16 protein-coding genes are annotated in these 19,807 nt (G+C 63.5%); 1 reads left to right on the forward strand and 15 read right to left on the reverse strand.

Annotated features, from left to right (window positions below):
• Window position 1: 1 nt before the first annotated feature.
• The 10 genes from LR961_RS03310 to LR961_RS03355 form a co-directional block, all read right to left on the reverse strand.
• Window positions 2-1,333, reverse strand: a complete 1,332-nt coding sequence (locus LR961_RS03310; protein WP_232146996.1) for an ABC transporter permease — start codon at window positions 1,331-1,333, stop codon at window positions 2-4.
• Complete coding sequence (locus LR961_RS03315; protein WP_232146997.1) at window positions 1,330-1,818, reverse strand: nuclear transport factor 2 family protein; 489 nt, start codon at window positions 1,816-1,818, stop codon at window positions 1,330-1,332. The genes LR961_RS03310 and LR961_RS03315 overlap by 4 nt, the downstream gene beginning before the upstream one ends.
• 41 nt (window positions 1,819-1,859) lie before the next feature.
• Window positions 1,860-3,083, reverse strand: coding sequence for an FtsX-like permease family protein (locus tag LR961_RS03320; protein ID WP_232146998.1), 1,224 nt, complete (start codon window positions 3,081-3,083; stop codon window positions 1,860-1,862).
• A 132-nt stretch (window positions 3,084-3,215) separates the two neighbouring features.
• Window positions 3,216-4,529: an ABC transporter permease gene (locus LR961_RS03325; RefSeq protein ID WP_232146999.1), complete on the reverse strand. Its 1,314-nt coding sequence runs from the start codon at window positions 4,527-4,529 to the stop codon at window positions 3,216-3,218.
• A gap of 22 nt (window positions 4,530-4,551) precedes the next feature.
• Window positions 4,552-5,775: an FtsX-like permease family protein gene (locus LR961_RS03330; RefSeq protein ID WP_232147000.1), complete on the reverse strand. Its 1,224-nt coding sequence runs from the start codon at window positions 5,773-5,775 to the stop codon at window positions 4,552-4,554.
• A gap of 147 nt (window positions 5,776-5,922) precedes the next feature.
• On the reverse strand, window positions 5,923-7,227 hold the full coding sequence (locus LR961_RS03335; RefSeq protein WP_232147001.1) for an ABC transporter permease: 1,305 nt from the start codon (window positions 7,225-7,227) through the stop codon (window positions 5,923-5,925).
• A gap of 17 nt (window positions 7,228-7,244) precedes the next feature.
• On the reverse strand, window positions 7,245-8,471 hold the full coding sequence (locus LR961_RS03340) for an FtsX-like permease family protein (protein WP_232147002.1): 1,227 nt from the start codon (window positions 8,469-8,471) through the stop codon (window positions 7,245-7,247).
• Window positions 8,472-8,473: 2 nt separating this feature from the next.
• On the reverse strand, window positions 8,474-9,802 hold the full coding sequence (locus LR961_RS03345) for an FtsX-like permease family protein (RefSeq protein ID WP_232149174.1): 1,329 nt from the start codon (window positions 9,800-9,802) through the stop codon (window positions 8,474-8,476).
• A 15-nt stretch (window positions 9,803-9,817) separates the two neighbouring features.
• Window positions 9,818-10,540, reverse strand: a complete 723-nt coding sequence (locus tag LR961_RS03350; protein WP_057631663.1) for an ABC transporter ATP-binding protein — start codon at window positions 10,538-10,540, stop codon at window positions 9,818-9,820.
• A 267-nt stretch (window positions 10,541-10,807) separates the two neighbouring features.
• The gene (locus LR961_RS03355) at window positions 10,808-12,076 is read right to left on the reverse strand and encodes an efflux RND transporter periplasmic adaptor subunit (protein ID WP_232147003.1); all 1,269 of its coding nucleotides are present in this window, start codon (window positions 12,074-12,076) and stop codon (window positions 10,808-10,810) included.
• Between the two features lie 215 nt (window positions 12,077-12,291).
• Between LR961_RS03355 and glmS the strand changes: the two genes are divergently transcribed.
• Window positions 12,292-14,124: a glutamine--fructose-6-phosphate transaminase (isomerizing) gene (gene glmS / locus LR961_RS03360; protein WP_232147008.1), complete on the forward strand. Its 1,833-nt coding sequence runs from the start codon at window positions 12,292-12,294 to the stop codon at window positions 14,122-14,124.
• A gap of 116 nt (window positions 14,125-14,240) precedes the next feature.
• Here the strand turns inward: glmS and LR961_RS03365 are convergent, their stop codons facing one another.
• The 5 genes from LR961_RS03365 to LR961_RS03385 all read right to left on the reverse strand — a co-directional run bounded on the left by LR961_RS03365 (window position 14,241) and on the right by LR961_RS03385 (window position 19,800).
• Window positions 14,241-14,477: a hypothetical protein gene (locus tag LR961_RS03365; RefSeq protein ID WP_232147009.1), complete on the reverse strand. Its 237-nt coding sequence runs from the start codon at window positions 14,475-14,477 to the stop codon at window positions 14,241-14,243.
• On the reverse strand, window positions 14,459-14,653 hold the full coding sequence (locus LR961_RS03370) for a hypothetical protein (RefSeq protein ID WP_232147011.1): 195 nt from the start codon (window positions 14,651-14,653) through the stop codon (window positions 14,459-14,461). Before LR961_RS03370 ends, LR961_RS03365 begins: the two co-directional genes overlap by 19 nt.
• Window positions 14,650-17,910: a DEAD/DEAH box helicase family protein gene (locus tag LR961_RS03375; RefSeq protein WP_232147012.1), complete on the reverse strand. Its 3,261-nt coding sequence runs from the start codon at window positions 17,908-17,910 to the stop codon at window positions 14,650-14,652. The genes LR961_RS03370 and LR961_RS03375 overlap by 4 nt, the downstream gene beginning before the upstream one ends.
• An 8-nt stretch (window positions 17,911-17,918) precedes the next feature.
• Entirely contained in the window at window positions 17,919-18,332 is a 414-nt protein-coding gene (locus tag LR961_RS03380; protein ID WP_232147014.1) for a hypothetical protein, read from the reverse strand.
• Window positions 18,333-18,546: 214 nt separating this feature from the next.
• Window positions 18,547-19,800, reverse strand: a complete 1,254-nt coding sequence (locus LR961_RS03385; protein ID WP_232147015.1) for a restriction endonuclease subunit S — start codon at window positions 19,798-19,800, stop codon at window positions 18,547-18,549.
• Window positions 19,801-19,807: the final 7 nt, after the last annotated feature.

Here is a 19,807-nt window from a genome sequence, read left to right on the forward strand (position 1 = left end):
TTCAAAGCGTCTTGACCTGCAGGGCAGGTTCCTGCCGCGCTGCGCGGAATGCCGGCAGCAGGCCGACCAGTACACCGGTGATCAGGGCCAACACCAGCAGCAGGGCGAACAGCGAGGGATTCAGTCGCGCCAGCGGAGCATAGGCCTCGCCTTGCTGGCGCATCAGCCACAGGCCGGCCAGGGTCAGCGGAAACGCCAGCAGGCCGCCCAGCAGGCCGGCCAATGTCGATTCCACCAGGCAGGCACCTACGATGGCACGGCGCGGCGCGCCCAGCACGCGGCGCACGCCGTGTTCGCCGGCCCGGCGCAGGAAACGCGCGGCAAGCAGGCCGGCGACGTTGACCAGGCACAACACCAGCAGGCCAATTGCCAGCCACAGGTTCAGGCGCACGCTGTCGGGCACGACCCGGTTGAGGTGCAGCCACTGCGCCATCGACTGCAGGCGCGTGGCAGGCGGTCGCGGAAAGATGCCGGCGGCATGGCGTTCGGCGGCGAAGGACTGCAGGCTGCGTGCATAGTCCTGCCGCTGCTGTGCATCCTTCAACTCGGCCCAAAGCACCAGCCAGCGGCACTGTTCCACGTTCACCTGGTCGAAGCGGAAGCCGCCGAAGCCGGCGTCATCGCAGATGCGGGTGCTGGAGATTTCGATGCCCGACGCCAGTGCCACTTCGGCCGGCACGAAGACCTCGTCACCCGCGCCGCGCCAGCCGGCATCACTGGAAGGCAGGAAGTGCGGACGTGGGCGCGGCGCCCAGCGCTCGCTGATGCCGATCACGCGGAAGTTGTGGTTGCCGAGCCGGACCTCGCCGCCGGTGCCATCCTCGCGGCCCAGCAGGCGTTCGCTCAATGCGCGGCTGATGACCACCACCGGCATGCGCGAGGCCTCTTCTTCCGGGGTCCAGAAGCGTCCATGCTTCAGCGGCACGTCGAACACCGACAGCATCGGGCCGATCGCCATCGCTGCCGACACGGTTTTGCTGGCCGTGCCTTCGCTGTTGGCGACGGTCACCGGCGCGGTGACCAGGGCGACCTGGCGGATGTCGGGGCGCGACTGCTGCATTGCGCGGACGTCGGACAACTTCCACAACGGTGGGACCAGCGAGCCGTCACCGTAGGTGTCGGAGTCGCCGCTTTTAGCCAGTGGGCGTGAATCGGCCCAGGCGATGTGCAGCTTCTGGCTCACACCGGGCAACGGATCGGCGGCCAGAACCGAGAGCAGGGTCAGCATCGTCATCACCGACGCCAGGCCCAACGCTAGGGTGAGCACCACCAGCAACATCGTGCGCGGATGGCGCAGGGTTCCGCGCAGTCCGGTTTCCAGAACGTAGTTCATCGCGTCGGGGTCCCTCCACTGGCGCGGTGGGCATAGCTCAACACGCGGGTGATCTGCCACTGGCCATCCCGCAGGCGCCAGATGATGGTGAAGTCGGCCAGCCCTTCGCACTTGCCGCTGGCGCTGTCACAGAAACGGTGCTGGCCTCGGGCGATGGCGCCGAAGTCCTTGATGGGGAAAACTTCCAGCGTTTCCGGCAGCAGTTGCCGGGTGAAGTTGCCGCAGACGTGCCTGGCGGTGTTGGCAAGCATGGCCTCGCGGGTCCAGGTAACGCCGCCGGTGTCGTGATAGAACTCCACGGCCGCGTCGAAGTACCCGGCGTGCTTGTGCAGCTGCGCCGGATCGGCGCAGCGGTTGAAGCTGTCGAATACTTCCTGGTCGAGCGCGGCGATCGTGGCGTGCAGCGTGTCCTGGCCAACGTCGGCCGACGCCGCATATGCGGTCAACGGTGCAACGGCCAGCAGCAGGCAGAGCAGCTTGTTCATGTGCGTGATCGGCTTCAGAAGGGAAGTGGAGCGCGAGGTGGTCATGCGCTGCGCGTGGCCACGGCCGGCGGGATCGCGGCAGCCCTTCGCGCCGGCCAGAACACCGCCGCCTGGCCCAGCAGCCACAGCAGCAAGGCGCTGGCCGGCAGATACAGCAGCGGCAGGCGGGGCAGCTCGTAGCGGTTCATCAGCAGCAGGTTCAGTGCATACGCCAGGAGCAGGCCGAGCACGATACCGATGCTGGTCAGCAGGAAGTTCTCGATCTGGAAGTAGCGCAGGATGTGCCGACGCGTGGCGCCCAATGCACGGCGGATGCCGATCTGGCGGGTGCGCTGCTGCACCCAGAAGCTGGCCAGACCAATGATGCCGAACGCGGTCACTGCCAGCAGGGCGAGGCAGACGGCAACCAGCAGCAGGATCACCGACCGGTCGCGGTGATGGAAGTCGATGCGCATCTGCTCCAGCGTATCGCTCTGCTCGATGAGGCGATTGGGGTCTGCGCGCAGCAGTGCGGCGCTTGCAGCCTTGAGCACCGCTTCGCGCTGGTCAGGCGTGGTGCGCAATGCATAGGCGCCGTTGGACGTACGGATCGGAAACACCATCGTGTGGTAGCGGTTTGCCAGGCTGTTGGTTTCGCCGGGAGCCAGCAGGTCGTCGATCACGCCGACCACCGGCGAAGGTGGCTGCTGTTCGCCCCAGACGTAGATGCTTTTGCCCACCGCGCTCTGGTTCGGAAACAATGTGCGTGCCAATGCGCGGCTCAGCATGATGGCCGGCACGGACTGGCCAACCTTGTTGGGGTCGAATGCGCTGTTGTCCAGATATTCGTCGGCGTTGAAACCACGCCCCTCGATCACCTGCAGGCCGAAGGTGGACTGCAACTGGCCGTCATCCATGTACAGCGAGGCGTGCGCGGTGGGACGTGGCTGGTCGCGCTCCAGGCGGATGTCCGAGGCCCAGACATTGCCGCCGTAGGGGATCTGGTTGACGCTGCTGACTGCCTTCACGCCGGGAATTGCGGAAAGCGCGGCGACGTCCTGCCTGCGCTGGGCATCCATGTTGATGTCGGGCAGCAGGCTGCTGGTTGCCACGTAGACCAACTCGTCATTGGCGATGCCACTGCCTACCTGCAGATCGGCGATGCGGTTGCTGATGATGAACACCGCGTTGCAGATGATCGCGCAGCTCAATGCGATCTCCAGCACGACCAGCGCGGCGGCGGTCTTGTGGCGTGACAGCGTGGCAAGGATGGGGCGGATATGCATGGGGTCTCCGGTGGCAGAACAGGAGCTACGGGACAGGAACCAGAAGCCGGGAACGACAACAGCTTGGCTCTGCGTCGCTTGGCTTCTGGTTCCTGTCCACTGGCTCCTGCTTCCTGGTTGCGGGTGTCTGTGTCACTGGGCTTTGAGTTGCAGTGCCGGAGGGATGCGCATGGCCCGCCATGCGGGCAGCAGACCGGCAACCGTGCTGACCACAATGGCCAGCACGAAGGTCAGCCACAAGGTGGTGCCGTCCATCTGCGCGAGCTTTGCGTACGGGTCTGGTTGTTGCCGGATCAGCCACAGTCCGACAGCGGCAAAGCCCAGGCCAACACCACCACCGACCAGACCGATGACGCCGGCTTCGGTCAGGCATTGCTTGAAGATGTCCGTGCGCGATGCGCCCAGCGAGCGGCGGATGCCGATCTCGCCACTACGGCGCAGGAACTTGGCCAGCAGCAGGCTCACCGTGTTGACCATGCACACCAGCAGGAAGCCGAACGCCAGCCACATCTGCAGCCGCACATCGTTGGGAACGATGCGGTTGTGATCCAGCCAGCCCATCACGTCGTGCAGGCGCACATTGGTCGGTCGCTCGAAACGGCCGTTTGCGCGCTGGGCATCGGAGTAATCGGTCAGGTACTTCAGATAGGCTGCGGCCTTCTGCGGGGAGTCCAGCTCCACCCAGTACTGCAGCCATCCGCAGGGAGCGTTCAGGCCACGGTTGCCTTCGGCATCGTCGGGGCTTATCCCCCAGCAGCTCATGCTGCCCTGCGTGTCCAGGCGCAGGGCACGCGAGGTGGAGAACGGCAACAGGATCTGCTCGTCACCGCCGTAACGCCGGCTGGTCAGGTCGTAGAAGCGTGGCGTCGGTGCCCAGTCACCGAGTACGCCCACCACCTGGAATGCGCCCTGCGGCAGATGCAGCTGCCTGCCGACCGCGTCTTCGGTGCCGAACAGCCGGTTGGCCAGTTTGCGGTCGATGACGGCGACCTGCGCGCGCGCCTCGTCCTCGGCCGCGCTCCACGCGCTGCCGCTACGCAGCGGCACATCGAACATGGCAAAGAAGTCGGCCGAGGTGTAGCGCGTCATCGCCCGGAACGGCTGGGCGGCATTGCCGCCGGGCTGCACGGTGACCGAGCCGGCGCTCATCAACGCCTGGCGATCACCGCGCTTCTGCCGCAGCAGCTCTTCGGCGTCATAGCGCGAGAGCTGCTGCAGCGGATCGGCGTCCAGCGTGGCGTCCTTGCCAAGCGTGCGCGGCTCCAGTTGCGGATAGAACAACCGCGCGCTCTTGTGCGGGATGGGATCGCCGGAGAGCACGAAGTACAGACCCAGCGTGGTCATCGTCGCGCCGATGCCGACCGCGATGGTGAGCACCATCAGCGCGGTCAGCACCTTGTTGCGGCCGAAGCTGCGCAGCGCCAGTTGCAGGTAGTAGCCGAACATTCGATCCCCCGCTCGTCCGTGATCAGGTGCTGCGCGTGGCAACGGCCGGCGGAATGGCAGCGGCCTTGCGGGCCGGGCCGAACACCGCGACCTGGCCAAGCAGCCACAGCGCAACCGCGCCTACCGGCAGATACAGCAGCGGCAGGCGCGGCAGCTCGTAGCGGCCCATCAGCCACTGGTTGAGCAGATAGGCCAGCAGCATGCCGACCACGATGCCGATGCCGGCCAGCAGGAAGTTCTCGGTCTGGAAGTAGCGCAGGATCTGCCCACGGGTGGCGCCCAGCGCACGGCGGATGCCGATCTGCTTGGTGCGCTGCTGCACCCAGAAGCTGGCCAGGCCAATGATGCCCAGTGCGGTCACCAGCAACAGCAGCACGCTGACGATCAGCAGCAGGCCGATCATGTCGCGGTCGTTGGCGAAGAACTTGGCGCGACCTTCTTCAAAGGTGAGCTTGCGCCAGGTCAGGCGGTTGGGGTCGTTCTTCTCCAGCGCAGCAAGCGCCTGGGCGAGCACTTCATCGCGACGGGCCGGGTCGCTGACGCGGATCAGGAAGCGGCCACCGTTGGAGAAGTTCATGCGGATCGGGAACAGCACCGAGTAGGTGCGGTTGTTGTTCTGCATGTTCGGACGCAGCAGGGTATCCACCACGCCGACAACGGTCAGCGGGATGTTGGCCATGTACAGCGTCTTGCCGACCGCGCTGCCGTCCGGGAACAACTGCTTGGCCAGCGGCTGGGTGATGATCACCGAGGCGCGCAGTTTGCTCACGTCCAGTTCCTGCTCAAGGATGGCGCTGCTCTCGAACTCGTCGGCGTTGAAGTCACGGCCTGCGACCAGGTCCAGGCCCATCGTGGCCAGCGTTTGTTCGCCGACCATGTACTGCGCCGCGTTCACCGATTGCGCATCGGGTTCGGGAGTGGTGGTCAGGCCGGTGTTCCAGGAGCCGCTCTGGAACGGCAGCTGGTTGACGATGGCCGCCCTCTCCACGCCGGGAATGGCGCGCAGGGTGGCCAGATCCTCGGCCGTGCGGGCGTCGCCATCAACCTGCTTGCCGATGCCGCTGAGCGCGATCTCGACCAGTTGGTTGTCGTCCATGCCGCTGGCCAGGTTCAGGGTTTCCACACGCTGGGAAACGATGAACAGGGCGTTGCAGATGATGGCGCAGCTCAGTGCGATCTCCAGCACGATCAGCGCGGCAGCAGTCTTGTGCCGTGTCAGCGTGGAGAGGATGGGGCGGATGTCCATGAGGGTTCTCCGGTGAAACGAGGAGTGAGTGTCGATGAGTGAGTGATGCGACGAGAGGAGTGAGAAACGAGGAGTGCGTTGCAACGGGCCGGTGAACGGAAACAGGCGCTTGTACTCTCTCCTCACTTCTATTCACTCCCTCCTTGCTTATTGGCTCTTGAGTTGCAGCGCCGGCGTCACCTGCATCGCACGCCACGCCGGCAGGATGCCGGCCAGCATGCTGGCGAAGATGGCCAGTACGAAGGTCAGCAGCAGCATCGAACCGTCCAGGTGCGCCAATGAGGCGTACTCGGCCGGACGCTGCCGCACCGCCCACAATCCGAACAGGGCAAACACCAGCCCCAGCAGGCCACCGGCAAGGCCGATCGTGCCGGCCTCGACCAGGCACTGCTTGAAGATCTCGCCACGACTGGCACCCAGCGCACGACGCACACCGATCTCGCCGCTACGACGCAGGAACTTGGCAAGCAACAGGCCGACGGTGTTGACCAGGCACACCAGCAGGAAGCCGAATGCCAGCCACATCTGCAGACGCACGTCGCCCGGCACCGCGTTGCGGTATTCCATCAGGTCCATCACGTTGCGCAGGCGGGTGTTGGCCGGGCGCTCGAAACGGCCGGCGGCACGCTGCTGCTCGGAGTAGTTGTCCAGATAGGCCTTGAAGCCGCCGGCATCGGAGGGCGAGTCCAGTTCCACCCAATACTGGATCCAGGCACAGGGAACGTTTTGCGCGGTCGCATCGTTGACGATCTCGCGGCCGAAGCAGTTCATGCTGCCGTTGCGGTCCAGCTTCAGGTCGATGGCGGTGCTGAAAGGCAGGAAGACATCTTCGGCGGCGTCGAAACGACCGGTGTACAGGTCATAGAACTTCGGGTTGGGCACCCATTCGTCCATCACGCCGACGATGCGCAGTGCATGGCCTTCGATCAGCACTTCCTTGCCAACACTGTTTGCACCCTTGAACAGCTTTTCGTTGAGTTCCTTGCCGATCACCGCCACGCGGCCACGTCCGGTGTCCTCTGCACTGCTCCAGCCCTGGCCGAACAGCAGCGGGGTGTCGAACATCGGGAAGAAATCGGCCGAGGTGTAACGCATGTCCACACTGAACGGCTTGAGCGCATCCACGCGCGGATCAACGATGCCACCACCACCGGTCATCATCGCCTGGCGCGGCGCCTTCTTCTGCCGCAGCAGTTCCTCGGCATCGAAGCGGGTCAACTGCATCTCGGGCTCTTCGCCGGGCTGGTAGCCCTCACGCATGCCCGGGTCCATCTGCACGTAGAACAGTCGATCGCTCTTGTGCGGGATCGGATCGCCGGAGAGCACCTTGAACACCGTCAGTGTGGTCATCGCAGCACCGATGCCCAGTGCGATGGCCAGCACCATCAGCGCGGTGAGGATCTTGTTGCGACCAAAACTGCGTAGGGCGAGTTTGAAGTAATAGCTGAACATGAGCGTTCCTTGGCAGGTCAGGCGCTGCGGGTGGCGGCGATGGGAGGGATGGCAGCCGCGCGCAGGGCAGGGCCGATAACGGCGGCCTGGCCCAGCAACCACAACAGCACGGCGCCAAATGGCAGGTAGTACAGCGGCAGGCGGGGAATCTCGAAGTACTGCATCAACACCTGGTTGCCGGCGTAGGCCAGCAGCATGCCCAGCACGATTCCGAAGCTGGTCAGCAGGAAATTCTCGGTCTGGAAGTAGCCGATGATCTGCCCACGCGTGGCACCCAATGCGCGGCGGATGCCGATCTGCTTGGTGCGTTGCTGCACCCAGAAGCTGGCCAGGCCGATGATGCCCAGCGCGGTGACCAGCAGCATCGCCAGGCACACGCCCAACAGCAGCCGGGTCATCGCACGGTCCTGCTGGAAGAAGCCATCGCGCAGCTGCGTCAGCGGTTTGCTGTAGTCCATCGACAGAATGGCTTCCGGCGTTACCTTGGGCGCGGCGGCGATGGCGTCAGCGATGATGCGCGGCAGGTCGCTGGCGTTGGCACGCAGGACGTAGGTGCCACTCTGTGCGTGGGTGGTGACCGGCACGATCACCGACCACTGCGCGCCGGCAACACCGTTCTCGCTGCGGCCCGGGTCGGGACGGGCGAAGTGTTCCAGCACGCCGGCGACCGTGAAGCGGTACTCGGCCATCCAGAACTGCTTGCCCAGCGCCGATTCACCTGGCCACAGGTGCTCGGCGAAGGCACGGGTGATCCACACCTGTGCGTTGGCCGGCAGGAAGTTGTCCACGGCCTGGAAATCGGCATCGTTGAAGCTGCGGCCCTGCACCGGCTTTAGCTGCATCACCTCGATGGCGCCGGGGTCGAGCAGGTAGAAATGCGGCACGCCGCCGAAGTGCTTGCCTTCCGGATCCAGGCTGATGCCGGCGGTGCCGGCGGTGCCGGCGCGCTGGCCGAACGGCACCGCGTTGGCCACGCCCACGGCCTGCACGCCGGCCTGGCTGCGCAACTGCTGCAGCCAGCGGCCGTTGAGATCCACCGGTTCGCAGCCCTCGCAGTCGTTGAGGCTGAGCGTGGCGATGGAGGTTTCATCCACGCCGCTGTTCATGCCCATCATGTCCATGCGCGAGACGGCCAGGAACAGCGCATTGCACAGCACCGCACAAGCCAGTGCGATTTCCAGGGTGATGAGGGTGGCCGCGACGCGGTGGCGCGAGAGTGTGGCCAGGATGGGTTTGATATCCATGCTCACAGTGCCTTGATCTGCAGGGCTGGATCGATGCGGGCGGCGCGCAGCGCCGGCAGCAGTCCTGCCAACAATGTGGTGGTGATGGCGGCAAGCAGGGTGAAGCCGAGCATGCGGAGGTCCAGCTGCATCATGTCGGCGTAGGCCAGCGGTTGCTGGCGCACGCTCCACAGTCCGAACAGGGTCAGCAGCAGGCCCGCCAGGCCGCCGGCCAGACCGATCAACGCCGCCTCGGTCAGGCATTGCTTGAAGATCATCCCGCGGGTGGCACCCAGTGCGCGCAGCACACCGATCTCACCAGTGCGGCGCAGGAACTTGGCCAGCAGCAGACCAATGGTGTTGAACAGGCAGATGCCCAGGAAGGCCAGTGCCATCCATGCCTGCAGGCGCACGTCACGCGGTACCACGCCGTTGAAATCCAGCCATTGCATCAGGCTGCGCAGGCGTACCAGTTCCGGTTGGCTGATGCGGCCGAGCTGGTTCTGCTGCTGCACGTAGCTTTGCAGGAACTGTTCGTAGCCGGCGACCTGCGCCGGTGTATCCAGTTGCACCCACTGCTGCAACCACACGCAGTTGGTGTTCTCCAGGTGGCCGGGCTTCTCGGGCAGATCACCCCAGCAGGTGAACTGCTGGAAGTGGCCGGCGTTGATCTGCAGGCCGGTGAAGAACGGCACCATCACTTCCTGCGGCGGGCCGTAGAAATCGGCGGTGTCGCCCTGGGCGAAACGGCCACCGGCCACCCGGTAGTACAGCGGTGCCGGACGCCACGGCTTGAGCACGCCGATGATGCGCACTTCGCCGTCGCGGATGCGCAGCATCTGCCCGACGCTGTCCTTGCCACCGAACAGGCGCTGGTTCAGATCCCAGGAAATCACCGCCACGCGTGCACGGCGCTCGTCATCCTCGCTGGACCAGCCGCTGCCATAGGCCATAGGCACCTGGAACATCGGGAAGAAATCGGCGGTGGTGGACAGCAGGCGGCTGATGCTCGCCGGTGCCGCACTGCCGGGTGCGGACAGCTTGATCGGGCTTTCCGAGATCAACGCCTTGCGCTCGGCCGGACCCTCACGCCACAGGTCGACGGCCGAGGTGTAGTCGAGCATGTCCAGCGGTTCCTCACGCGCCTTTTCCCCGCGCGGGGACGCGTCTACCTGCGGGTAGTACAGGTGCTGGCTGCGTCCGGGCAGCGGGTCGCCCGAGAGCAGGTGCATCACCGTCAGCGTGGTCATCGACGCACCGATGCCCACGGCGATGGACAGCACCATCAATCCAGTGAGCACCGGCGTGCGCCGCAGGCTGCGGATGCCTTGCTGCAGGTAGTAGGAGAACAGGGACATGCGCGGCCCTCAACCCTGCGCGTTGGTTTCAGCGATGCGCGAGGCGTGCGCCAGCACCGGCTCACGCAGCAGGTCGGTGGCCTGGCCATCGACGATGTGCACGTTGCGCTGCGCGCGTGCGGCCAGTTCCGGATCGTGGGTGACCATCACGATGGTGGTGCCCTGGCTGTTGATCTCCTCCAGCAGCTCCATCACGCCACGTGCCATCTGCGTGTCCAGGTTGCCGGTCGGTTCGTCGGCCAGCAGCAGGCGTGGGCTGCCAGCCAGGGCGCGGGCGATGGCGGCGCGCTGCTGCTGGCCGCCGGACAGTTCGGCCGGGTAGTGCTTCATGCGCGAACCCAGGCCGACGCTGCTCAGTGCCTTCTCGATGCGCTCGCGGCGCTCGGCGGCCGGCATGCCGCGGTAACGCAGCGGTACGTCGACGTTGTCGAACAGGTTGAGGTCGGGGATCAGGTTGAAGCCCTGGAAGATGAAGCCGATCTTCTGGTTGCGCAGGCGCGAGCGGGCGTCATCGCCGAGGTGGCTCACGTCCTGGCCGTCGAGCAGGTACTGGCCGCTGGTGAAGGTTTCCAGCAGGCCGGCGATGTTGAGGAAGGTGGTCTTGCCCGAACCGGACGGACCGGTGACGGCTACGAACTCGCCTTCGCGCACATGCAGGTCCAGCGAACGCAGCGCATGGGTTTCAACCTGTTCGGTACGGAACACCTTGGAGACGGATTGCATGTGGAGCATGGCGGTTTCCTTTCAGGGCAGGGAATGGGGTGAAACACGAAACGGGGTGAAGCAGGGGGCAGGGGCCGGGAACAGGGAGTGGAGAACTTGGGTGATCGTCCAGGTCACATGGATTTCAGCCTTGGGTTCTGCCACTCCCTGTTCCGGTTTTTGACAGTGCGAAACAACGGTGGGTGGGGAGGTGGATGGGAACAGCTCCAGTTGTCTGGCTTCACGACGAACCGGACGACTACAGCCCCTCCCTGATCCAGGCCCTCCATTGCCCGCTTAGTTGATCGACACGCGTTCGTTGTCACCGAACAGGTCAGCGCCGGAGACAACGACCTTCTCGCCCGGCTGCAGGCCGGACACGACTTCCACTTCACCCAGGCTGCTCACGCCCAGCTGCACGGGGCGACGGGTGGCGGTGCTGCCGGTGACCACATACGCATAGCGGCCACCGGACTGTTCAACAAACGGGCCGCGTTCGACCTTGAGCACGTTCTTGCGGGTATCGAGCAGGATGCGTGCGCTCATGCGCTGGCTCTGGCGCAGGCCCGGTGGCTGTTTGTCGGAGAAGCGGATGCGGGCGACCACTTCGCCGTTGACCACTTCCGGCGACACCGCTGCGATCTCGCCCGGGAACGGTTGGCCCGAGCCGCTGGTGAGCTGGGCCGGCATGCCGATGGCCAGGTCACGGGCGAAGCTCTCCGGCACCTTGATCTCCACTTCGAAGCGCGACAGGTCGACCACGCCCAGCACCGGTGCATTGGCGATGACCTGGGTGTGCTGGGTGGCCTGCACCTGGCCGACCTGGCCGTCGAACGGTGCGCGCAGGGTCAGTGCGTCAACCTGGCGCTGCACTTCTTCAACCACGGCCTTCTGGCGGCCAGCCAGCAGGCTCTTGTTGCGGGCATCCAGGGCTGCGCCCTGGCTCTGCAGGTTGGCGTCCTGACGGGCGTGCTGCAGCTCGATGTCGGCCTTCTTCAGCTCGTCCTGGGCCTTGGCCAGGTCCACCTGCGGCACGGCGCCGCCATCGAAACCACGCTGGTAGCGGTCCAGGTCACGCTGCGCGGCGGTGCGCTGCAGCCCGGCCTGGTCGGACATCTTGGCGCCGGTGGCGCGGGCCAGGGTGGCATCCAGTGCGGCGCTGCTGGCTTCGGCCTCCAGGCCGGCCAGGGTGGCCTGTTCCTGGGCCAGTTTGCTGCGCAGCTCCGGGCTGTCGATCACCGCCAGCTCCTGGCCCTGCTTGACCACGTCACCGGCCACCACCTTCAAGGTCACCGTGCCGGCGGAGATCGCGTACAGCACCGGGCTGTTGGCGGCGATCACGCGGCCGTCGGCGGCGATGTCGCGGACCAGGTCGCCACGGCCGACTTCGGCCATGCGCAGGCGGCTGCCGTCGAACGAGCGGCTGGCGCCGAGCCAGTTGCTGGCGACGTAGCCGATGCCGACCACCACCACGGCGGTGGCGACAGCGGGCCACAGCCAACGGCGCCACTTGGGCTGCGGGCGCTGGGTGGGAACATGGTCCTGGGCAGAGGTGTCGCGGATCATCGTTGGCTTCGCTGCTGGGGTTGCTAACCATTAAGCAGGCGCCGTGCCAACTTCAACTTCATGAATCAAAAGGAAATTTACAGTGCATGAAGAGTGTCCGGGTGTCCGCGGACACTTTCGCGGACAGTGTCCGCAGGGCCGATGGCCGCAGATGTCCGCTGTGTGGCCGGAAGCCTGACTTAGAATGTCCGATCACCATTGCGAACGGATGGACTATGTGCGGCATTGTGGGTGCGATCGCTGATCGCGATGTGGTTCCGGTACTGATCGAAGGACTGAAGCGGCTGGAATATCGCGGCTACGATTCGTCCGGCATCGCGGTGCTGGACGGCGACACAGTCAAGCGCGTGCGCCGCACCGGCCGCGTCGCCGAAATGGCCAATGCCGCGCAGAGTGAAGGTTTCCACGCCGTGCTGGGCATCGGCCACACCCGCTGGGCCACCCACGGTGGCGTCACCGAATCCAATGCCCACCCGCACATCAGCCACGGCGTGGCGCTGGTGCACAACGGCATCATCGAGAACCACGAAGAGCAACGCGAGCGGTTGCGTCAGCTCGGCTACGAATTCGAATCGCAGACCGATACCGAGGTCATCGCGCACCTGATCCATCACCACCTCAAGGACGATCACGACGACCTGCTCGGCGCGCTGCAACGTACCGTCAAGGAACTCACCGGCGCCTACGCGCTGGCGGTGATCAGCCAGAAGGAGCCGCAGCGCCTGGTGGCCGCGCGCATGGGCTGCCCGCTGCTGGTGGGCCTGGGTGAGGGCGAGAATTTCGTTGCCTCGGACGTGTCGGCGATCATCCAGGCCACGCGCCGGGTGATGTTCCTGGAAGAAGGCGACACCGCCGAGCTGGGCCGCGAAGGCGTGCGCGTGTTCGACGCGGACAATGTGCTGGTGCAGCGCGAAGAGCGCATGTCCGAAGTGTCGCTGGCATCGCTGGAGCTGGGCCCGTACCGCCACTTCATGCAGAAGGAAATCCACGAGCAGCCGCGCGCGCTGGCCGACACCATCGAGGCCGCCATCGATGCCGGTGGCTTCCCGGCCGAGCTGTTCGGCAAGAACGCCGAAGCCGTGCTCAAGGATGTCGAGGGCGTGCAGATCCTGGCCTGCGGCACCAGCTACTACGCTGGCCTGACCGCGCGTTACTGGATCGAAGCCATTGCCGGGCTGCCGTGCAGCGTGGAGATCGCCAGCGAGTACCGCTACCGCGCCGCCTACGCCAATCCCAAACACCTGATCGTCACCATCTCCCAGTCCGGCGAAACCCTGGACACGATGGAGGCGCTGAAGTACGCCAAGTCGCTGGGCCACCTGCACACGCTGTCGATCTGCAACGTGCCCGAGAGCGCCATTCCGCGCGCCAGCGAGCTGGTCTGCTACACCCGCGCCGGTGCCGAGATTGGTGTGGCCTCGACCAAGGCGTTCACCACCCAGCTGGCTGCGTTGTTCCAACTGGGCGTGGTGCTGGGCAAGCTGCACGGCAAGGTCGATGCCGCGCAGGAAGCCGATTACCTGGAGCAGTTGCGCTTCCTGCCGGGCAGCGTGCAGCACGCGTTGAACCTGGAGCCGCAGATCGTGGCCTGGGCCGAGCGTTTTGCCGGCAAGTCCAATGCGCTGTTCCTGGGCCGTGGCCTGCATTACCCGATCGCCCTGGAAGGGGCGCTCAAGCTCAAGGAAATCTCCTACATCCACGCCGAGGCCTACCCGGCCGGCGAACTCAAGCACGGCCCGCTGGCCTTGGTCGATGCGGAAATGCCGGTGGTGGTGATCGCCCCCAACGACAGCCTGCTGGAGAAGGTGAAGTCCAACATGCAGGAAGTGCGCGCGCGTGGCGGCGAGCTGTTCGTGTTTGCCGACCAGGACAGCAATTTCAGCGAATCCGAAGGCGTGCACGTGATCCGCACGCCACGCCATTCCGGCGTGCTGAGCCCGGTGGTGCACACCATTCCGGTGCAGCTGCTGGCCTACCACACCGCCCTGGCGCGGGGCACCGACGTGGACAAGCCGCGCAACCTGGCAAAAAGTGTGACGGTCGAGTAAGCCTTGTAACGGGAACGTAACCGGTGTCGACAGAAAATAAAGTTCTATCTCTGGTAATAAATATCTATCTCAGAGAACAAAGTTTTATCTGGGGAAATAAAGTTTGATTCTATGAATCAGGCCTTCAGGCTGTTGGTCTGTGAACCGAGGCGATAAAAAGCTGCCGCCATCATGGGCGGCAGCTTTTTAGGCTGCGAACCGGCTGAAGCGCCGAAAGGCGCATTGCCCTGATGCAGGCTTCCAACAGACGGATGTCTGATCAACTGGTACTGCTGTTTGGCTCCGCTGTTGGAGTCCAGCCAAGCGGGATAGCAAGTTTCAAGGGCGAGCAAACTTACGTGGTCACAACCCATTCCTGCTTTTCCTGACTCCCATCCGGATTGGCCCAGAAGATCACCACATCCAACCGGGACGGTGTATCCAGATAGGTGGCTGCTAGCACTTCAATGGATTGTTTGGGGGCCAGCGTTGCCGGGGTCTTGGCGGCATGGTCTTGCGAGACCAAGGAGCTGCCTTCGTAGTACGTCATGCGCCAAGACCAGCCTGGTCAATGTTCTGTCCCGCCTTGATCAGTTCGTAGACCAACCCGATCAGTGGGGCCATCGCCTGATGGTCATGCTTCATGACGTGCGCAGCCAAGTCGCCATGCGATTGAAGCGCACGCACCACCGCTGACTGTACTGTGCCATTGATATTGCCGTTCATGGCTACATCGCGCGGGTTGCTCTTGACCTGGGCCATAGTGTTGGCGTCTTCGCGCACTATGTCGGCGACGTGATTTACGAACGCCACCTTGTCGGTCAGCGGTGTAGCTTCACCGAAGATCGAATTGAGGCGTGCAATCACTTGACGCAGATAAACCGGGAGCGATGGCTGACCACCGCCACCCGCACCGATGGGCTTGAGGATGACAGCATCATCCTTGGGTGGTTCGTCACCATCTGGCATGTCTTGTGGCTTGATGTCGAAGCCGGTCAGGACAAGGGCGGACACGTCTACCTGCTCGGGCGGCACGCCGTGCAGGCGTTTGGCCAGCAACCGGGCGAAGCTGGCGAAGCCTTCCAGCTTGGCATCGCCTAGGTCGATGGTCTGGGCGATATAGGTGTACAGCGAGCCAAAGCGGCTCAGCCCGGATTTGAAATCCAGCAACTCCTGCAACGTATCGGCATGCGCAGTGCGGGCGGCATCGGCCTGTTTCATGCCGGCTTCGTTGCCCTGTATTTTGGCCAGCTCGAACGCTTGCTCAGCCGACTGCATGGCGGCCAGCCCGGCCTTGATGGCGTCATTGAAGCGCTGTGTCGGCTGGCTGGTGGCGGCGTACAATGCCTTGTGCTGCGCCTGTTCTCCCGCCGCAAACGCCGCGGCCGATTTGTAGCGCACCGCGGTGTAGGCAGCCACGTCTTCGCGTGCGTAGATGCGCGCCTTATCCAGGTCGGCCTGCAGGTCGTAGATGATGTTGGGGTTCTGCACGTCCACGATGCGCGCGCCGGTGTCGTACTTTGCAAACGCATCCACGATGGCCTGCGGCTCGTTGACGAAATCGACCACGAAGGTGGTGTCCTTGCCCGGCGCAGTGCGGTTGAGCCGCGACAGCGTCTGCACAATTTCCACTTCGTTGGCAATCTTCTTGTCCAGGTACATTGCGCACAGCTTGGGCTGGTCGAAGCCGGTCTGGAATTTGTTGGCCACGATCATCACGCGGAACTCGGGACGGTCGAACACCCTGCGTAGGTCGCTGCCGTACTGGCGTGGGTTCATGCTGCTTTCGGTGAACTGTTCGTCGTCCTGCGCGGTGAACGGGTCGTCCCGCAGTTGCTCGTCTGAGCTGTGGCTCACTTCCTTGCCGGTCAGTGCGCCGGAGAACGCCACCAGCGCCTGAAACGCTTTGTGCTGTGGGTGGGCAGCAATGTACGCATCGAACGCACGCTTGTAGCGCACGGCGGAGGCACGCGATGAGGTGACAATCATCGCCTTGGCGGTGCCGCCTAGCAGTGGCGCCACATTGGCCGCAAAGTGCTCAACGATGAACTCCACCTTCTGTGTGACATTGGTCGCGTGCAGGTTGAGCCACTTGGCCAAGGCGCGTTTGGCTGCCTTCTGCGAGAAGCGCTTGCCGTCCTTGGTCGGCTCGGCCAGGTTGAATGCGGTTTTGTACGGCAGATAGCCGGCCATCACGTCGAGGATGAAACCTTCCTCAATCGCCTGGCGCATCGGGTACTTGTGGAAGGATTGCGGCTTGTTTTCTTTGTTGGGCGGCAGCGTGGGGTCGGCAAGCCGGCCGAACAGGGTCAGCGTGGCGTGCTTGGGCGTAGCCGTGAAGGCAAAGTAAGAGACGTTCTTCGGGCGCACGCGCGAGGACTGGATCTTCTCCAGCAGCTCCTCGACGGTCAGCCCTTCCATTTCCTTAGCATCGCGCAGCGCGAGCGTGGCCTGCAGTTTGGAGGCGGCTGAGCCGGTCTGACTGGTGTGGGCTTCGTCGATGATGACGGCAAAGCTGCGATCTTTCAGCTTGCCGTTGGTCAGCACCTGCTCCATGGCGTACGGGAAGGTCTGGAGCGTCACCACGATGATAGGCGTGCCGCGCTCCATAGCCCTGGCCAGCTCCTTGGACTTACTTTCGCCAGTGTCCTTGTCACCGATGGCGGCAATCAGGTCCTTCTGGTGGTCGATCTGCTGGACGGCGTCCTGGAGCTGCTTGTCCAGCACGGTACGATCGGTGACCACAATGACCGAGTGGAAGTAGGGGGAGCCCTCTTTGTTGCGCAGGCGGATCAAGTCGTGTGCGGTCCAGGCAATGGTGCTGGTCTTGCCGGAGCCGGCCGAGTGTTCGCACAAATAGGTCATACCCGGGCCGTTGGCTCGGGCGTCGGCAATCATCCGTGTGACCGCATCCCACTGGTGGAAGCGCGGAAAAATCTGCGTCTCCTTGCGGTGGTGGTTGCCGGCAAGGTCCACCACGTCTTTCTTTTCGGTATAGACGAAGCTGTGGAAAATCCGAAGCCAGTTGTCGCGCTGACAGACCTGCTCCCAGAAGAACGCCACCGGGTACTCGCCGTCCTCCCGGATGGGGTTGCCTGTCCAGACGCCATTGCTACCGTCTCGGCCCTGGTTGAAAGGCAGGAAGTAACTGTTCTTGCCGGCCAGCTTCGTGCACATCTGGATGTCGCTGTCAGACATGGCAAAGTGAACAACCGCACCGCGTTGAAAGGTCAGCAGTGGTTCGACCCGACGGGTTTTCGGATCCATCGGCAGACGGTCGTTCTTGTACTGCTCGACGGCGGCTTCCGCGGACTGGGTGAAGTCGGTCTTGATCTCCACGGTGGCCACGGGAAGGCCGTTGATGAAAAACGCCAGGTCGATGGCCAGCTTGCTGCCAGGGCGATACATGAGCTGGGGCACGACGCGCAGAATGTTGGCGTTGTAGCGCTCCCAGGCTGACGGGTCGCGTTTGTCTTCAGGCAGGCCTTCGCTGAGTGAAATCTCACCGGCGCCGGCTAATTTGATGCCCTTGCGCAGCACGTTGACCGTGCCCTCGCGCTCCAAGGCCTGGGCAAGACGATCCATGAGGGTGTCGGTGGCCCTGCTGCCATTGCCGGCCTCCAGCTTCTGCCACTTCTTGGGCTGGGTCGCCTTCACCCACTCGACCAGATCTTCCGGGTACAGGGCATGGTTCTGGTCGTAGCCTGGGGTGTCGCCCACCCTCCAGCCGCGGGCTTCCAACTGCTTGACGACGTAGTCCTCGAAGTACTTCTCGCGATGGGCGGTGTCGGTGAAGACGGGATGCATGGCTGTCCTTAGGCGTTGGCGCTCAGGTGACTGAAGAGGAAGACGGCAATACAGGCATAGGCGGCGATGATCAGCGCCAGCTTCGACCAGTAGAAGATGATGCCTGGCCAGTTGAACCAGTGGCGGGCGGCGACATTGGCGTCAGCTGTGATCGACTTGGCGGCCAGTTCCTCCTCCTTGATACGGTGGAAGTACCCCCAGATCGCAGACGCGATGGCGTACTGGAGGAGGTCGCAGGCCAAGGAAAAGCAGAGCAGGATCATGGCCCAGGTCAGGATCGATGGAAGCGCGATTCTTGGTTGGTTCTGAGGCTGGTTGAACACCCACACTGCCGCAATGCCGGCGAACGCCAGTTGCCTTGCCCCAGCGCTTGCCGCAGCAGAGTGGCAGTAGTAGTTCTCCTTGGCCTCTGATAGCTTCATTTCGACTTCTGGCCGCCTGAGGGATTACGCGGGCCGCCGCTGTTCGTATTGCTGCTTCGGTTCCCGCCACCGGTAGGCGTACTGGCACCGGGGCCATTCCCTTGTTGCCGGATCCGCCACCGGTACCAGGAGAAGAGGGCTTGTTGTTGCCGCCAGATGAGCCACTGCGATTGGATGAGGTCATTGTCGTAAGGAGGGCCGGTTGAGGGATTGGTCAGTTGCTCAGATCGATCTTGCCGGTGACGCCAGCGGTAATCAGCGCGGTGCGGTGCTCGTGAAGGAGCTCGATGGATTGCTCGGTCTTGGCGATCAGGGTGTCGATGCGGGTGGTGGCGCGATCAAGAAAGTCGGCAATTTGGGATTGTTCATCCTTTGAAGCCACAGGAAGTGGAACCTTGGTGAAATTCTCAAAGCGAAGTGCCTGGCCATCACGGACAAGATCAGATGTGCTTTGAAGTGCCTGGATGTACGTACTGCTCTTGAACAACCAGCGGAAGTAGCGCGGGACAACCATCTTGATGGGGACTAGGGGTACATAGGCCGAGCTCACCGAGCCGTGATGCTCGGAGTATTCCAGCCCCCCTTGGAAGCTTCGCATGCTAATGACGAAGTCGCCTGCATAGGCTCGCTTGAGGATCTCTTGGCCCTTTTGCACGACAACAACACGACGACCCTCCCTTTCCATGAACTCAGTTTGGGGAAGGAGGCCGTACTTCTGCGAAACCGTTAGTTGAATGTCTCCGTTTCTCGCCTTTTCATTACGCTCACGGAAAAGGCGGCGACTCTGGCCCACAGACCAATGCGCAGGTACCTCTCCCAACCACTCCACTCCGCTCTCCTTCATCGGCACATTCGGATCGAGCCCCTTGGTCACGGCATGCGTGATCAGGGCCTGGCGCTTCTCGCGCAACAGCTCAATGAAGCTGGTCTTCTTGGCAATGAGGGTGTCGATGCGGGAGGTGGCACGGTCAAGGAAGTCGACGATGGCCTGGGCTTTTAATTCATCGGGATGGGGTACTTGAATGGACAGAAACGGTCCAGGGCGGATCGTCTTTCGTAGCCCCTTGTAGAAAGGCTTGAGACGCTTGTACTCGTCTACATGGAGAAAAAAGTAGTAGAGATAGCGCGCCCAGATTTCGTTTTTTGGCCGAAATACCGTGTAGGCCCCAGTCAGCATGCCATCTTGTGGAGCTACGCCGACGGTCCGCGGCGTTTCGTCCATGTCGAAGAGGCAGAAGACCATTTCGCCCGCAGCAATGCGCTGATAGCTGTCGAACGACGCGGGCAGCTTGCCGGCTTTATTTTCCAAGTCGCGCTCAATCACACCTTGCAGGGTGAGGGATAGCAGTTTGGTATTTGCGCTTTCAGTGCCGACAATGTCTCGACGAAGCTGTAGGAATGACTTGAGTGGGGCCGTATCCCAGGTTTCAGGAACCTCCTCCAACCACTTAACCCCACTGTCTTTCATTGCCACA

The organism is Stenotrophomonas sp. SY1 (assembly GCF_021202945.1).
Taxonomy (GTDB): Bacteria; Pseudomonadota; Gammaproteobacteria; order Xanthomonadales; family Xanthomonadaceae; genus Stenotrophomonas.

Excerpts from the sequence above, each read along its gene's own strand:
- LR961_RS03320 (WP_232146998.1), bottom strand. The coding sequence starts at position 3,083 with ATGCATATCCGCCCCATCCTTGCCACGCTGTCACGCCACAAGACCGCC.
- LR961_RS03350 (WP_057631663.1), bottom strand. The coding sequence starts at position 10,540 with ATGCTCCACATGCAATCCGTCTCCAAGGTGTTCCGTACCGAACAGGTT.
- LR961_RS03375 (WP_232147012.1), bottom strand. The coding sequence starts at position 17,910 with ATGCATCCCGTCTTCACCGACACCGCCCATCGCGAGAAGTACTTCGAG.
- LR961_RS03380 (WP_232147014.1), bottom strand. The coding sequence starts at position 18,332 with ATGAAGCTATCAGAGGCCAAGGAGAACTACTACTGCCACTCTGCTGCG.
- LR961_RS03365 (WP_232147009.1), bottom strand. The coding sequence starts at position 14,477 with ATGGGTTGTGACCACGTAAGTTTGCTCGCCCTTGAAACTTGCTATCCC.
- LR961_RS03325 (WP_232146999.1), bottom strand. The coding sequence starts at position 4,529 with ATGTTCGGCTACTACCTGCAACTGGCGCTGCGCAGCTTCGGCCGCAAC.
- LR961_RS03370 (WP_232147011.1), bottom strand. The coding sequence starts at position 14,653 with ATGACGTACTACGAAGGCAGCTCCTTGGTCTCGCAAGACCATGCCGCC.
- LR961_RS03310 (WP_232146996.1), bottom strand. The coding sequence starts at position 1,333 with ATGAACTACGTTCTGGAAACCGGACTGCGCGGAACCCTGCGCCATCCG.
- LR961_RS03340 (WP_232147002.1), bottom strand. The coding sequence starts at position 8,471 with ATGGATATCAAACCCATCCTGGCCACACTCTCGCGCCACCGCGTCGCG.
- LR961_RS03315 (WP_232146997.1), bottom strand. The coding sequence starts at position 1,818 with ATGAACAAGCTGCTCTGCCTGCTGCTGGCCGTTGCACCGTTGACCGCA.
- LR961_RS03330 (WP_232147000.1), bottom strand. The coding sequence starts at position 5,775 with ATGGACATCCGCCCCATCCTCTCCACGCTGACACGGCACAAGACTGCT.
- LR961_RS03355 (WP_232147003.1), bottom strand. The coding sequence starts at position 12,076 with ATGATCCGCGACACCTCTGCCCAGGACCATGTTCCCACCCAGCGCCCG.
- LR961_RS03335 (WP_232147001.1), bottom strand. The coding sequence starts at position 7,227 with ATGTTCAGCTATTACTTCAAACTCGCCCTACGCAGTTTTGGTCGCAAC.
- glmS (WP_232147008.1), top strand. The coding sequence starts at position 12,292 with ATGTGCGGCATTGTGGGTGCGATCGCTGATCGCGATGTGGTTCCGGTA.
- LR961_RS03385 (WP_232147015.1), bottom strand. The coding sequence starts at position 19,800 with ATGAAAGACAGTGGGGTTAAGTGGTTGGAGGAGGTTCCTGAAACCTGG.